This window comes from Arthrobacter halodurans, from assembly GCF_041877255.1.
GTDB classification, from domain to species: Bacteria; Actinomycetota; Actinomycetes; order Actinomycetales; family Micrococcaceae; genus Arthrobacter_N; species Arthrobacter_N halodurans.
Map to the genome: position 1 here is coordinate 1 of NZ_JBHDLJ010000003.1, position 12728 is coordinate 12728.

The 12728-nt window shown below is 73.5% G+C and carries 13 protein-coding genes; 6 read left to right on the forward strand and 7 right to left on the reverse strand.

Going from position 1 to position 12728, the window contains the following annotated elements:
* The 6 genes from ACETWP_RS04550 to ACETWP_RS04575 form a co-directional block, all read right to left on the reverse strand.
* Positions 1-1206 (reverse strand): pyridoxal phosphate-dependent aminotransferase (locus ACETWP_RS04550; protein ID WP_373971028.1); only part of this gene is annotated, 1206 nt, incomplete at its 3' end.
* 125 nt (positions 1207-1331) lie between these two features.
* The gene (locus tag ACETWP_RS04555) at positions 1332-2294 is read right to left on the reverse strand and encodes an ABC transporter substrate-binding protein (RefSeq protein ID WP_373971029.1); all 963 of its coding nucleotides are present in this window, start codon (positions 2292-2294) and stop codon (positions 1332-1334) included.
* Entirely contained in the window at positions 2291-2995 is a 705-nt protein-coding gene (locus tag ACETWP_RS04560; RefSeq protein WP_373971030.1) for an ABC transporter permease, read from the reverse strand. Before ACETWP_RS04560 ends, ACETWP_RS04555 begins: the two co-directional genes overlap by 4 nt.
* Positions 2992-3822 (reverse strand): ABC transporter permease, encoded by an 831-nt coding sequence (locus ACETWP_RS04565; protein ID WP_373971031.1) that lies wholly within the window; start codon positions 3820-3822, stop codon positions 2992-2994. The genes ACETWP_RS04560 and ACETWP_RS04565 overlap by 4 nt, the downstream gene beginning before the upstream one ends.
* Positions 3809-4942 (reverse strand): ABC transporter ATP-binding protein, encoded by a 1134-nt coding sequence (locus ACETWP_RS04570; protein WP_373971032.1) that lies wholly within the window; start codon positions 4940-4942, stop codon positions 3809-3811. The genes ACETWP_RS04565 and ACETWP_RS04570 overlap by 14 nt, the downstream gene beginning before the upstream one ends.
* Positions 4939-5424, reverse strand: a complete 486-nt coding sequence (locus ACETWP_RS04575; RefSeq protein ID WP_373971033.1) for an NUDIX hydrolase — start codon at positions 5422-5424, stop codon at positions 4939-4941. The genes ACETWP_RS04570 and ACETWP_RS04575 overlap by 4 nt, the downstream gene beginning before the upstream one ends.
* 69 nt (positions 5425-5493) lie before the next feature.
* On the opposite strand from ACETWP_RS04575, the gene ACETWP_RS04580 reads away from it, so the two are divergent.
* Positions 5494-5982 (forward strand): Lrp/AsnC family transcriptional regulator, encoded by a 489-nt coding sequence (locus tag ACETWP_RS04580; RefSeq protein WP_373971034.1) that lies wholly within the window; start codon positions 5494-5496, stop codon positions 5980-5982.
* Here the strand turns inward: ACETWP_RS04580 and ACETWP_RS04585 are convergent.
* Positions 5979-7262, reverse strand: a complete 1284-nt coding sequence (locus tag ACETWP_RS04585; protein WP_373971035.1) for an MFS transporter — start codon at positions 7260-7262, stop codon at positions 5979-5981. The genes ACETWP_RS04580 and ACETWP_RS04585 overlap by 4 nt on opposite strands.
* Before the next feature lie 158 nt (positions 7263-7420).
* Between ACETWP_RS04585 and ACETWP_RS04590 the strand changes: the two genes are divergently transcribed.
* The 5 genes from ACETWP_RS04590 (at position 7421) to ACETWP_RS04610 (ending at position 12617) form a co-directional block, all read left to right on the forward strand.
* Complete coding sequence (locus ACETWP_RS04590; protein WP_373971036.1) at positions 7421-7900, forward strand: Lrp/AsnC family transcriptional regulator; 480 nt, start codon at positions 7421-7423, stop codon at positions 7898-7900.
* A 51-nt stretch (positions 7901-7951) separates the two neighbouring features.
* The gene (locus ACETWP_RS04595; protein ID WP_373971037.1) at positions 7952-9886 is read left to right on the forward strand and encodes a tetratricopeptide repeat protein; all 1935 of its coding nucleotides are present in this window, start codon (positions 7952-7954) and stop codon (positions 9884-9886) included.
* Between the two features lie 64 nt (positions 9887-9950).
* Positions 9951-10358, forward strand: a complete 408-nt coding sequence (locus ACETWP_RS04600) for a hypothetical protein (RefSeq protein WP_373971038.1) — start codon at positions 9951-9953, stop codon at positions 10356-10358.
* Positions 10358-11971 carry a sensor histidine kinase gene (locus ACETWP_RS04605; protein WP_373971039.1) on the forward strand — a complete coding sequence of 538 codons (1614 nt, stop codon included), beginning with the start codon at positions 10358-10360 and terminating at the stop codon, positions 11969-11971. The genes ACETWP_RS04600 and ACETWP_RS04605 overlap by 1 nt, the downstream gene beginning before the upstream one ends.
* On the forward strand, positions 11949-12617 hold the full coding sequence (locus ACETWP_RS04610) for a response regulator transcription factor (RefSeq protein WP_373971040.1): 669 nt from the start codon (positions 11949-11951) through the stop codon (positions 12615-12617). Before ACETWP_RS04605 ends, ACETWP_RS04610 begins: the two co-directional genes overlap by 23 nt.
* The last annotated feature ends 111 nt before the right edge of the window (positions 12618-12728 follow it).

A 12728-nucleotide genomic window follows, 5' to 3' on the forward strand; every position in this document is an offset into this window, starting at 1 on the left:
GATATCCTCCAGATACTCCGCGATGCGGCCCACCGCGTCCTCGATGTCCCGGACGGCCGGAAGCGTCACCAGGCGGAAGTGGTCCGGCGCGATCCAGTTGAAGGCCCGCCCGTGGGAGATGAGCATCTTCTGCTGCTTGAGCAGGTCCAGCGCGAACTGCTCGTCGTCGCGGATGTGGTAGACCTCGGGGTCGAGGCGGGGGAACAGGTACAGGGCGCCCTTGGCCTGCTGCACGGAGACACCGGGGATCTCGTTGAGCAGGCGGAAGGCGGCGTCGCGCTGTTCCTTGAGCCGGCCGCCGGGCAGGATCAGATCGTCGATCGACTGGTAGCCGCCGAGGGCGGTCTGGATGGCGTGCTGCGCGGGCACGTTGGCGCACAGGCGCATGTTCGTCAGGAGGTTGATCCCCTCGATGTAGTCGGAGGCGAGGTGCTTCGGTCCCGAGATCGCCATCCAGCCGGCGCGGAAGCCGCAGACACGGTACGCCTTGGACAGCCCGCTGAACGTCAGGATCAGGACGTCGTCAGCGAGGGACGCCGTGTTGAAGTGGACGGCGTCGTCGTACAGGATCTTCTCGTAGATCTCGTCGGAGAAGACCACCAGGTGGTGCTTGCGCGCCAGCTCCAGCATGCCCTCCAGGATGTGCCGGGGGTAGACCGCGCCCGTCGGGTTGTTGGGATTGATGATGACCAGCCCCTTGGTGCGCGGGGTGATCTTCGCGGCCATGTCCTCCAGGTCCGGGAGCCACCCCTCCTCCTCCACGTTGAGGTAGTGCACCGGCGTACCCCCGGCCAGGGACACGGACGCCGTCCACAGCGGGTAGTCCGGCGCCGGGATCAGGATCTCGTCCCCGTTGTTGAGCAGCGCGTTGAGACTGAGCGTGATGAGTTCGGACACGCCGTTGCCGAGGTAGATGTCGTCGACGCCGATGGTCTGGATCCCGCGCGTCTGGTAGTACTGCGAGACCGCGGTGCGCGCCGAAAAGATGCCGCGGGAGTCGCTGTAGCCCTGGGCATTGGGCAGGTTGCGGATGATGTCCACGAGGATGGCGTCGGGCGCCTCGAAGCCGAACGGCGCGGGGTTGCCGATGTTCAGCTTCAGGATCCGGTGGCCCTCGGCCTCCATGCGCTGGGCGTGCTCGAGCAGCGGTCCACGGATGTCGTAGAGGACGTTGTGGAGCTTGGTCGACTGCTTGAAGTGCGGCATTTCCCTAGCTTCTCACAGGCGGGCCGGGCTCACCGGCGACGCGCCACGCAAAGAGGGGCGCCGCCGCCGCGCCCGTGGGCGTGGCGGCGGCGCCCCCGGACCCGGCGGGCGGCGGAGCGTTCCGCCTACTCGGCGAGGCCCTTCTCGGTGAGCCATTCGGCCGCCGCGTCCGCCGGCTCCAGCTTCGCGTCGCCGGAGACCGCCCGGTTCAGCTCGATCAGGTCCTCGGTGGTCAGCTGGGCCGAGACCTCGTTGAGCACGTCGGCCGCATCCTGCCCAACGGCCCCGGTGTTGATCAGCGGGAGGACCTGCTGGGCGATGAAGTTGTTCTTCGGGTCCTCCAGGACCACGAGCCCGTTGTCGATGATCGCGGGGGTCGTGGTGAAGATGTCCGCGACCTGGACCTGGTCGCTGATCAGGGCCTGGATCGTCAGCGGGCCGCCGCCGTCGGCGATCGGCTCGAAGGACTTCGGCGTGCAGGAGTACGTGGACTCGAGCCCGGGCAGCCCGTAGGCGCGGGTCTTGAACTCCGGCGGCGCGCCGAGGACGAGCTGGTCGCAGACCTTGGCGAGGTCCTCGATGCTCGTCAGCGAGTACTCGGTCGCCGTGGCGGCGGTGACCACGAGGGCGTCCTTGTTCTCGGCCTCGGACGGTTCCAGGACGCCGAGGCCCTCGGGGGTGGCCTCGGCCAGCGCCGCGGCGATGTCGGCGGCGGACACGGCGGTGGCGTCCTCGTCGAAGAAGAGCAGCAGGTTGCCGGAGTAGTCCGGCACGACGTCGGCGGAGCCGTCCTCGACCGCTCCGACGTACGCCTCGCGCGCCCCGATGCCGGGGGTCGTGCTGGCCTCGATGCCCTTGGCCGTGAGCGCGCCGGCGTAGATCTCCGCGATGATCTGGCTCTCCGGGAAGTCGGCCGAGCCGATGACGAGCGGGCGGTCGACGCCGCCGGAGGCCTCCGCGGAGTCGTCGGCGAGCGGGTCGCCCCCGCCGCCGCAGGCGGACAGGGACAGGGCGAGCGCGATGCCCGCCGCGGCGCCGACGAGGGCGCGGCGGCGCGGGCGGGGCGCGGCGGCGATCGAGTGGTTCATGGTTTTCCTCCTGAGGGGGTGGCCAAGCCGGGCGAGACGGCGAGCTTCTGGACCGTAGCCAGCACCGCATCCACCACAATAGCCAACGCGGCGATCACCACGGCACCCCCCAGGACCTGCCCGTAGTCGCGGACCGCGATCCCGTCCATGAGGTAGCGCCCCAGACCGCCCAGGTTGATGACCGCGACGACGGCGACCGTGGCGATCACCTGGAGCACGGCCAGCCGCACCGCACCCATGAGCACGGGCAGGGCGTTGGGCACCTCCACGCGGAACAACACCTGCCACTCGGTCATGCCCATGGCCCGCGCTCCGTCGACGACCTGCGGCGCCACGGCCCCGATGCCCGCGGCCGTCCCGGCGAGCAGGGGCGGCACCGCGAGGAGGACCAGGGCCCATATGGGCGGCATGATCCCCAGGGTGCCGGAAACGAGGATGAAGAGCGTGACCATGCCCAGGGTCGGCAGCGCGCGCAGCATGCCCGCCGCGGCGACGACGCCGACCCGCCCCCTCCCGGTGTGGCCCACGTACAGGCCGATCGGCAGCGCGATCGCCAGCGCGAGGGACAGCGCGAGGCCGGCGTAGGCCAGATGCTCGGCGACGCGGACCCCGATGCTGCCCGGTCCGGACAGCGTCTCCGGGCGCGACAGCCACTCCCCCAGCTGGTCGACCGCCCCGGCGGGCACCGCGAGCGGCCTCATCGCGCGCCCCCGTCCGGGCGGGCGCCGGCAGGGGTCCCGGAAACGGGCGCGGAGACGGGCGCCGAACCCGCCCCTGCGGCGAGCGCCTGGCCGGCCGGGACGGACGGTCCCGCGCCGGCCCCGCCCGCGCCGCCCACGCCGCCGCGTCGGGCGCGTCCGCGGCCGCCGCTGCCCGCGCGCCCGGCGCGGACCCACGGCGTGGTCAGCCGCTGCAGAGCGACGAGGGCCAGGTCCATCACCAGCGCGAGCACCAGGGTCGCGGCGATGCCGACGAGGATCTGGAACGGGAAGTTGCGGCGCAACCCGTCCATGAAGAGCGTTCCGAGGTTCTCGATCCCGATCAGCGCGCCGACGCTCACCAGGGAGATGTTGCTGACCGAGACGACGCGCAGGGCCGGGAACAGGACCGGCAGGGACAACGGAAGGTCGACGGCGAAGAAGCGGCGCAGCGGGCGGTAGCCCATGGCGTCGGCGGCCCGGAGGACGTCGGGGTCCACGGACTCCAGGGCGTCGGCGGCGCTGCGCACCAACAGCGCCACGGCGTAGATGGTCAGGGCGACGATCACGTTGACCGGGTCCAGGATCTGGGTCCCGAGGATCACCGGCAGCACCACGAACAGCGCCAGCGACGGGATCGTGTAGAGCAGGGCGCTGGCCTGGGTGACGGCCCCGCGGAGCGCCACGCGGCGCCGGCTCCCGTTGGAGCGCACCGCGCGGGCCAGCGGGATCGAGATCAGCGTCGCCAGGACCAGCGGCACCACGGACTGGTACAGGTGGGCGCCGGAGAGCTCCAGCACCCGGTCCCAGTTCCGGCTAAGCCACTCCATCGGCCACGCCCCCGCCCGGTGCCCGCCGGCCGGCCGGGCCGCCCACGGACGCCTCAGCCGCGGCCGATCCGGGATCCCCGTCCGATCCGGGATCCCCGTCCGATCCGGGATCCCCGTCCGGCGCGGGGACCGGGCCCACGCGGCCGGCCCCGTCCTCCCCGCGCACGGCGGCCAGCGCGGCCATCACGTCCGTGGCGTCCGCGGTCCCGACGTCGTGCCCGCCGGGGCCGGTGGCGACGGCGACTCCGTCCGGGGACGCCAGGACCGCGTCCAGCGCCGCCCGGAGCGATCCGTCGGAGGCGAAGCGCGGCGCGGAGGCGAGCGCCGCGGCGTCGTACGCGGACGTCGGGCGCAGCGCGATCCGCGACGCCGGCTGGAAGGAGAGGGCGCGGAATCCGCGGTCGCGCCCCACGAAGCGGGCGACGAAGTCGTTCGCCGGTGCGGACAGCAGCTCGGCGGGCGGCGAGAACTGATGCAGCACGCCGCCCGCGCCGAAGACCGCGACCTGGTCCCCCAGCAGCACCGCCTCGTCGATGTCGTGCGTGACGAAGACGATCGTCTTGGACAGCTCGTCCTGCAGCCGCAGCAGCTCGCGCTGGAGTTCGGAACGCACCACCGGGTCGACGGCGCTGAACGGCTCGTCCATGAGCAGGATCGGCGGGTCGGCGGCGAGCGCCCGGGCCACGCCGACGCGCTGCTGCTGCCCGCCGGAAAGCTGCGCGGGATAGCGGCCGGCGAGCGCGGGGTCCAGCCCGACGCGCTCCAGCAGCCCGGCCGCGCGCCCGCGCGCCTCCGCCTTGCCGGCGCCGAGGAGCCGCGGCACGGTCGCGACGTTGTCGGCGACGGTCCGGTGCGGGAGCAGGCCCCCCTGCTGCATGACGTAGCCCATCGAGCGCCGCAATTCGTGCGGCGGCACGCGCGACACGTCGCGGCCGTCGACCTCGATCGTGCCGGACGTGGGGTCGACCATGCGGTTGATCATGCGCAGCGACGTGGTCTTGCCGCATCCCGAGGGTCCGACGAACACGGTGATGCGGCCGTCCGGGATCCGCAGGTTGAGCCCGCTGACCGCGGGCTCGGAGTCGTCGTACCGCTTTTCGATGTCGCGGAACTCGATCATGTGCTTCCCTTCGTCGGTGCGCCGTGGAACAGCGAGATCGCCTGGTCCACCCGCGTGGTGCGCTCGAGCCGTGCCACGTCCTCCAGCGCGAACCACGCGGCCTCCGACGTGGTGCCGTCGACCTCGTGCGCGAGCTCCCCGCCGACGATCTCGGCGGCATAGGTCACGGCGACGGTCTGCAGAGGCCGGGCGGGTTCGCTGAGCCGCAGCTCGGGCGGGATGTGCCCGGAGTCGACGCCGAGCAGGCGCGTCAGCCGGACCTCGAAGCCGGTTTCCTCCGCCACCTCGCGCACCGCGCCGTCCTCGATGGACTCGCCGAGGTCCACGCCGCCGCCGGGCAGCGTCCACCGCGGGGCGAACTCGGGGGCCGCCCGGCGCATGTCCCACAGGGCCAGGAGGATCCGTCCATCGCGCACGACGACGCAGTACGCGGCCAACCGCGTGTCGAAGTCGGCGCCCGGGACGCGGTGGGTGTCGGTCATGGCTCCAGCGTACTGTCCGGTCCCGGCCGTGTGGATCCGCCGCGGTGTTTCCTATGGTGGAATATCCCCATGCCCGCCTCTCTCCCCGCCGCCCCCGTCCCGCTCGACGCCGTGGACCGCAGCATCATCGCCGAACTGCTCGCCGACGCGCGGATCAGCAATGCCGCGCTGGCCCAGCGCGCCGGGATCGCGCCGTCGACGGCCCTCCTGCGCACGCGCCAGCTGGTCGAGCGCGGGGTGATCGAGGGCTACCACGCGGAGCTTTCGCTCCCGGCGATCGGGCGCAGCGTGCAGGCACTGATCGCGGTCAAGCTCCGCGTCCACGACCGGGACGAGATCGACCGCTTCACGGGCAAGGTGCCGCGGCTGCCGGAGGTCCTGTCGATGTTCCACGTCTCCGGCGGGACCGACTACCTGCTGCACGTCGCCGTGGCGTCCACCGAGGCGCTGCGGGACTGGGTCCTGGACCATCTGGCCACCGACGAGGCCGTCGGGCACACGGAGACCACGCTGGTCTTCAGCCACGTCAAGGGCCAGTCCGGACCGCTGGAGGGCTAGGCGGCGTACCCGCGGCCCCACCGGGCACCGCGCCGGCCACCGCGCCGGCCGCGGCGCGCCACGACGGCGACCGCGACGGCCAGGCAGCCGGCGGCGCAGGCCGCGGCGAACCAGGTGACCGCGGCGGGTAGGCCGACGCCGGACGCGAGCAGACCCAGCCCCAGCACCGGCACGGCGCTCCCCAGATAGGTGACCACGTAGACCGTGCTCACGACCTGCGCGTGCTGCGCGGCTGGGACGCTCGCGGCGACGTCGTTGAAGGCGCTCCGGAAGGCCGCGCCCTGGGCGAGCCCCGCGAGGATGCTCGCGCCGACCAGCAGCGGGAGGCTGCGCAGCTCCCCGGCGACGGCGATCAGCGCCACGCCGGCGGCCATGAGGGCCAGGGCGGCCGGCAGGAGGCGCCGGTGCGCGCGGCCGAACAGCTGGCTCAGCGCGGACGCGGCGAGCGTGAGGGCCGCCAGGGCCCCGGTCAGCACCCGGGATTCGACGCCGAACAGCTGGGCGAAATACGTGGGGGCCAGCGACAGCCCGAAGCCGAACAGCGAGAAGCTGAGGAAGCCGACGACGGCGGCCGTCCAGAACTGGGGCCGCGCCTCGGCCGAGAGCGCCAGCCGGCGCGGGCGCAGCGCGCGCTGCGCCTGCCGTCCCGGGGCAGGGAACAGCGCGGGGCGTGCCCGCAGCAGCCAGAGCGGGATCAGCGCGGCGGCGAGCAGCACGGCGTGGACGAGGAACGGCGTCGTGGTGGGCGAGGGCAGGGAACTGAGCAGGCCGCCCGCCACCGGGCCGGCCGCGACCCCGCCGGCGGAGGCGAGCAGCGTGAAGCGGCCGGCCCACTCGGGGTGCATCGGCAGCAGTTCGCGCAGTGCCGCGCTGCTGGCGCCCGTGGCCAGCGCCACCGCCGCCCCCTGCAGCGCCCGCCCAGCGATCAGGACCGGCAGCGACGGCGCGAACGCGAAGACGAGTCCGCCCGCCAGGCCCACGCACACGGCCAGCACCAGCGCGGCCCGGCGCCCGATGTGGTCGGACCAGTGGCCGTAGAGCACCAGCCCGGCGATCAGCGCGAGCACGTAGGACGAGAAGGCCAGGGTGACGGCGAACGGGCCGAGCTGCAGCCGCTCCTGGAGCAGCGGGTAGAGGGGTGTGGCGAGGTTCGCGCCCACCAGGAGCAGGGCCATGACCGTGCCCGTGAGCACCAGCCGGGTCCGCACGGAGGCGTCCCATCCCGAGCGCCCGGCCGGATCGGCGGCGGCGCGCATCCGCAGCTCGTTAATGACGGTCATGGTGCCTTCCGGGTCCGGTGGTTTGCCCGTGCGCGGGGTCGTGGCGCACGCGAACTCCTCCATGGTGCGGCCGCATTGACGACCATGAGCCAGGAATTGCGGCAGAATTGATCGCGGTGATCAAAATGACCCGTGAATGTGACGCGTAGGGAGTCGAAATGGCCACGGTGGACGACCTGGAGATCCGGCTGCTGCTCGAGCTGCTGGCGCACCCCCGCGCGCAGATCGGCGATCTGGCCGAAGCGCTGGGGGTGGCCCGCAACACCGTCCAATCCCGGCTGCGGCGACTGGACCGTGCCGGGGTGCTGCGCGACGGCGGCCGCGACGTCGACCTGGCCGCGCTGGGCTTCGACGTGCTCGCCTTCATCACCATCGAGGTCGCGCACCGCGAACTCGACGCCGTCATCGCGGCTCTCCGCCGCCAGGAACAGGTCCTGGAGGTGCACGAGATTTCCGGCCGGGGCGACATCTGGTGCCGGGTGGCCGCGCGCGACACGCACAACCTGCAGCTCGTCCTGCGCGCGATCCTGCGGATGCGTGGCGTCATCCGCACCGAGACCTCGCTGGCGCTCAGCGAGCACATCCCCTACCGCGCCCAGCCGCTCCTGCGACAGCTAGTTGACGGGGGCAGGCAGTAGGCTGGAGGACAAGCTCACCGGTCCCCGGCGACCAACAAGGAGGCGCCCGTATTGTCTGCCCTCGCCGAGCGTTTGCGCGGCATCCTGGCCGAACCCCAGCCCAACCCCCTGGCTTCCCCCGCCGACGCGCGGGGATGGCTCGAGCTCGCCTACGAGCGCGCCTACGGGGAGGACCACGACGGCGCGGTGCGCGCGGCCGAGTCGGGGCTGGCGCTGCTGGGCGGCGGCGGGCCCACCACCGCGGCGCCCGCCGCCGGGGAACCCGCCGCCGAGGTGGCGGGCTCCGAAGTTCCCGCCGGAGCCGCGGCCGACGCTGACACGGCCCTGTCCCTGTGGGGCGTCGTCGCCTCGGTGCGGCACCTGTCCGGCGAGGAGGACGCCGCCGCGGAGGCGGCGCGGCGCCGCGTCCTGCTGCTGCGCGCACTGGGCCGCGCCCACCAGGCCGACCTCGAGGAGCACCTGGGACCGTTGTTGTTCCGGGAGCCGCGCCCGGAGGAGGCCGCGATCCTCGAGGCCGCCCTCGCCACCCACGCGGCCTCGGGCGCCCCCGAGGAGGTGCTGGCCGACGTGCGCCTGCCGCTGGCCGTGTGCCGGTACGAGGCCGGCGAGGAGTCCGCGCTGGAGGATCTCGAGTCCTGCGCCGCGGCCTACCGCGACGGCGGGCGGAGCGAGAGCCAGGCCGGCGCGCTGTTGTATCTGGCGCACGGCTACGCGAAGGCCGGACAGCCGCAGGACGCCCTGCGCAAGGCCGACGAGCTCCTCGCGCTGCCCGTGAACCGCGCCATGCAGGCCGCGGTCTGGATGGTCAAGGCCGCCTCGCACTCGGCGCTCGACCACCCCCTCGAGGCCGAGGGGTGTGCCGTGCGCGCCCTCGAGCTCTACTCGGGCGCCGGCGTGCGGCGCGGCGCCGTCTCCGCCGCGGCACTGGTCGCGAACCTCGCCTCCCAGTCGCTGGACCAGGAATCCGCCGTCGCGGCGTGGCGGATCGCGGTCGAACAGGCCGAACGCGGCGAGTTCGGCGAGACCTGGGCGGTCCTGCTCGCCCTGGGCAACCAGCTGCTGGAGGCCGAGGAGTTCCTGCTCGCCGAGGAGGTGCTCGAGGGCCTCGCCTCCTCGCTCGAGCTGGCCGGCCAGGAGGCCGACCAGGCCCGGACACTGATGTCGCTGGGCCACTGCCTGCGCCACCAGGAGCGCGAGAACGAGGCGCTGGCGGCCTGGGACCGCGCGGCCGGCCTGTTCGAGCGCGAGGGGCTGCCCGGGGACGCCGCGCGCGCCCTGCTGTCCGCCGGGACGCTGCTGACCCGCGAGGAGGGGTCCACCGACGCGCTCCCCTACTTCGAACGGGCCGCGACCCTGGCCCGCCGGGGCGCGGAGGCGGATCCGGCCGCCCTCCCCCAGGCCCTGCACGCCTTGGGCCACGCCCTCTGCGAGTCCGGCGACGCCGACGGGCTCGTCCACCTCGACGAGGCCATCAGACTCGCCGACGACCACGGCGCCGAGTGGCACTCCGCGGACTTCCGCGACACCCGCGCCCGGAGCCTGTGGGCCCTGGGGCACGGGCCCGAGGCCGTCGCCGCCGCGCTGGAGGCCGCGGACCTGTTCCGCGAGGCCGAGGACGACGACGGCAGCGCGAACGCCGAGCTGTTCGCCGCCCACGTGCTCGCCGAGACGGGCCGCGGCGGCGAGGCCGTCCCCATGTACCGGCTGATCGCCGAGGAGCACCGGACCAGCGTCGCGCACTACTACGCCGCGCAGCTGGGTCTCTCCGCGGTGCTCGACGGCCTCGGCCTCCCCGCGCAGGCACGGGAGGCCCGGCAGCTCGCCGACCAGGCGCTGCTCGACGCGGAGGAGGACGACCCGGGCTCGCCGGGCGCCGGCCCCGCGGATCCGGAGGCCGGCGGAGGGGCGGCACCGGACGACGGCGGCGCGGCCGGGGACACCGGCAGCGGCCCGGCCCGGCACCCCGGCGACGACACCGGGAGCTGAGCATGGCGGCGGCCGCGGCGGCATTCTCATGCTCGTCTCATCTGGCGGCCGTTTAATGGGCGGCATGCTTCCTCGTCGGGTCCAGCCACTGCTCACCGCGGCCGTCGCGGCGACCCTGCTGGCGGTTGCCGCGATGTTGGGTGCCGCCCTGTCCGATCCCCGGCCGGTGGACCTCGGTCCCGGCCTGGGCACGCAGGCCCCCTCCGACAACGACCCCGTGCCCGGCACGCCCGAACCGTCGCCGTCCGGACCGGCGGCCTCCGAGTCGCCGTCGCCCACCCCGTCGCCTTCGGGCGAGGGTTCGGGCTCCGCGGCACCCACCTCGTCCCCCGCGCCGCCCACCACCACCAAGCCGGCTCCCCCGACCCGCTCCGCCGGTCCCGTCCGGCCCGCGCCCCCCGTCGAAGGGGACCGGGACGACGACGATGACGACGACGATGACGACGACGACGAATCGGACGGCGACGACTGATGTCCCTCGGCGAGCAGTCCCGTCCCGTATCCGTGCCGCCGCGCCCCGCGTCGCCGCCGCGCACCACCGGCGTCGGCCCCCCGCCCGACGCCCCTTCCGGGCCTCGTTCCCCGCGGACCGGCGCCGCCTCGTCCGTCCCGCCGCGGGGGCGGTGGTTCCGGCGCCGCGGATCGGTCGCCGCGCGCATCCTGGTCTCCATGGTCATGCTGGCGTTGATGACACTGCTGGTCGCCGGGATCACGTCCTACGGCGTGCAGCGCGGCCAGGCCAACGAACGCATGGACGAATCGCTGCGCCGGTCCGTCGACGTGTTCCGGGTCCTCGCGACGGACGGCGTCGTGCCCGAAACCGGCGAACCCTTCACCCGGGCCTCCGACCTCGTCTACGTGGCGATACAACGCACGGTCCCGGCGCCCCACGAGGGACTGATGGCGCTGGAAGGCCGCGGCGTGCGCTGGCAGGCGCCGGAGTCGGTTGAGCTGCGGCTCGAGGCGGATCGTGAACTCGTGGACCAGCTGGTCGCCCAGGGCCCGCCCGAACGGGTGGTCCTGCAGAATGCCTCGACCGCGACCACCGACTACCGGCTCGTCGTCGTTCCGGTCCAGCTCTCCGGCGACGAACGGCCGATGCTCTACGTCCTCGCCTTCGACAGCCGCGCGGCCCTGCAGGAGCTGAACCGGACGTACGCGGTCTTCTTCGCCGCCGGGCTCGGATCGCTCATCCTCGCCGGCGCGCTCGGCGGCGTGCTCGTCTCGCGCCTGCTGCAGCCGCTGCGCGACCTGCGGCGGACGGCGGAGAGCATCACGGAGCACGACCTCGACGAGCGCCTCGCGGTCTCGGGCACCGACGACCTGGCCGACCTCTCGCGGACGTTCAACCACATGCTCGACCGCTTGCAGCTGGCCCTGCGCTCACAGCGCCAACTGCTCGACGACGTCGGGCACGAGCTGCGCACGCCGATCACGATCATCCAGGGGAACCTCGAGCTGCAGGATGGCTCCGACCCCACCGACGTGGCGCAGACGCGTGCCATAGCGCTGGACGAACTGGACCGGATGACCCTCCTGGTGGACGACCTCGTGACCCTCGCGAAGTCCGACCGGTCGGACTTCGTGGTGCCGCGGCCGATCGAACTGGACCACCTGCTCGACGACGTCGTCGAGAAGGCCCGCGCCCTCGGCGACCGCCGGTGGATCGTCGAGGGGCGCGGCCACGGGACCGTTGAGCTCGACTTCCGCCGCGTGACGCAGGCCATGCTCCAGCTGTGCCAAAACGCCGTCAAGTTCTCGGCGGACGGATCGACGGTCGCGGTCGGCTCCTCGCTCGCGGGCGATGCCGTGCTGCTCTGGGTCCGCGACGAGGGCGTCGGCATCCTGCCCGACGACCGGCAGAAGATCTTCGACCGGTTCGCCCGGGGCAGCAACGGCAGCCGGGCCGAGGGGTCGGGCCTTGGCCTGACCATCGTGCGGGCCATCGCCGCCGCCCACGGCGGCGACGTTCGCGTGGAGTCTGCGCCGGGTCGGGGATCGACCTTCTACCTGCACCTCCCGCTGCGGGGCTTCGCACCCCCGCCCGAAGACAAGGACGGACATGAGCCGGATCCTGATCATTGAGGACGAGGACCGCATCAGCGGATTCGTCGCAAAGGGCCTGCGCGCGGCGGGCTTCCAGCCCGCGATCGCCGAAACGGGAGCCGAGGGACTGCACCTGGCGCGCACGGGCGACTTCGAGCTGGTGGTGCTGGACCTCGGCCTGCCGGACGTGGACGGGTTCGAGGTCCTGCGCCAACTACGCGCCGCCCGCAACGACGTTCCGGTCATCATCCTGACGGCGCGGTCGAGCGTGGACGACACCGTCGCCGGCCTCGACAGCGGGGCGGACGACTACATGTCCAAGCCCTTCCGCTTCGAGGAGCTGCTGGCCCGCGTGCGGCGGCGCCTGAAGCCGGATGCCAACGGGGCCGATCTGAACGGCTTGGAGCACAACGGACTGGCCCTTGACCTCCGGGGGCGCCGGGCGACCGTCGAGGGCCGGGCAGTCGACCTCTCGGCGCGCGAGTTCGCGCTGGCCGAGGCCTTCCTGCGCAACCCGGGCCAGGTGCTCAGCCGCGAGCAGCTGCTCTCCCGCGTGTGGGGCTACGACTTCGATCCGTCGTCCAACGTGGTGGACGTGTATGTGCGGTACCTGCGCAACAAGCTCGGGGCGGACCGTTTCGAGACGGTCCGCGGTATCGGCTACCGGTTGGCCGTTTCCCGCTAGCCGCGCGCGGGCGCCACGGCTGAGGGCCCCGCGAAGGCCGGGCCCGGGGACGGCCGGGCCCGGGGACGGAACGCGGGAAGGCGGGCCCCGGGGGACCCGCCTTCGTGCCGT

What these genes read in the sequence shown, in the direction of transcription:
- ACETWP_RS04555 (WP_373971029.1), bottom strand. Translation starts at nt 2,294, where the DNA reads ATGAACCACTCGATCGCCGCCGCGCCCCGCCCGCGCCGCCGCGCCCTC.
- ACETWP_RS04560 (WP_373971030.1), bottom strand. Translation starts at nt 2,995, where the DNA reads ATGAGGCCGCTCGCGGTGCCCGCCGGGGCGGTCGACCAGCTGGGGGAG.
- ACETWP_RS04565 (WP_373971031.1), bottom strand. Translation starts at nt 3,822, where the DNA reads ATGGAGTGGCTTAGCCGGAACTGGGACCGGGTGCTGGAGCTCTCCGGC.
- ACETWP_RS04570 (WP_373971032.1), bottom strand. Translation starts at nt 4,942, where the DNA reads ATGATCGAGTTCCGCGACATCGAAAAGCGGTACGACGACTCCGAGCCC.
- ACETWP_RS04575 (WP_373971033.1), bottom strand. Translation starts at nt 5,424, where the DNA reads ATGACCGACACCCACCGCGTCCCGGGCGCCGACTTCGACACGCGGTTG.
- ACETWP_RS04580 (WP_373971034.1), top strand. Translation starts at nt 5,494, where the DNA reads ATGCCCGCCTCTCTCCCCGCCGCCCCCGTCCCGCTCGACGCCGTGGAC.
- ACETWP_RS04585 (WP_373971035.1), bottom strand. Translation starts at nt 7,262, where the DNA reads ATGACCGTCATTAACGAGCTGCGGATGCGCGCCGCCGCCGATCCGGCC.
- ACETWP_RS04590 (WP_373971036.1), top strand. Translation starts at nt 7,421, where the DNA reads ATGGCCACGGTGGACGACCTGGAGATCCGGCTGCTGCTCGAGCTGCTG.
- ACETWP_RS04600 (WP_373971038.1), top strand. Translation starts at nt 9,951, where the DNA reads ATGCTTCCTCGTCGGGTCCAGCCACTGCTCACCGCGGCCGTCGCGGCG.
- ACETWP_RS04605 (WP_373971039.1), top strand. Translation starts at nt 10,358, where the DNA reads ATGTCCCTCGGCGAGCAGTCCCGTCCCGTATCCGTGCCGCCGCGCCCC.
- ACETWP_RS04610 (WP_373971040.1), top strand. Translation starts at nt 11,949, where the DNA reads ATGAGCCGGATCCTGATCATTGAGGACGAGGACCGCATCAGCGGATTC.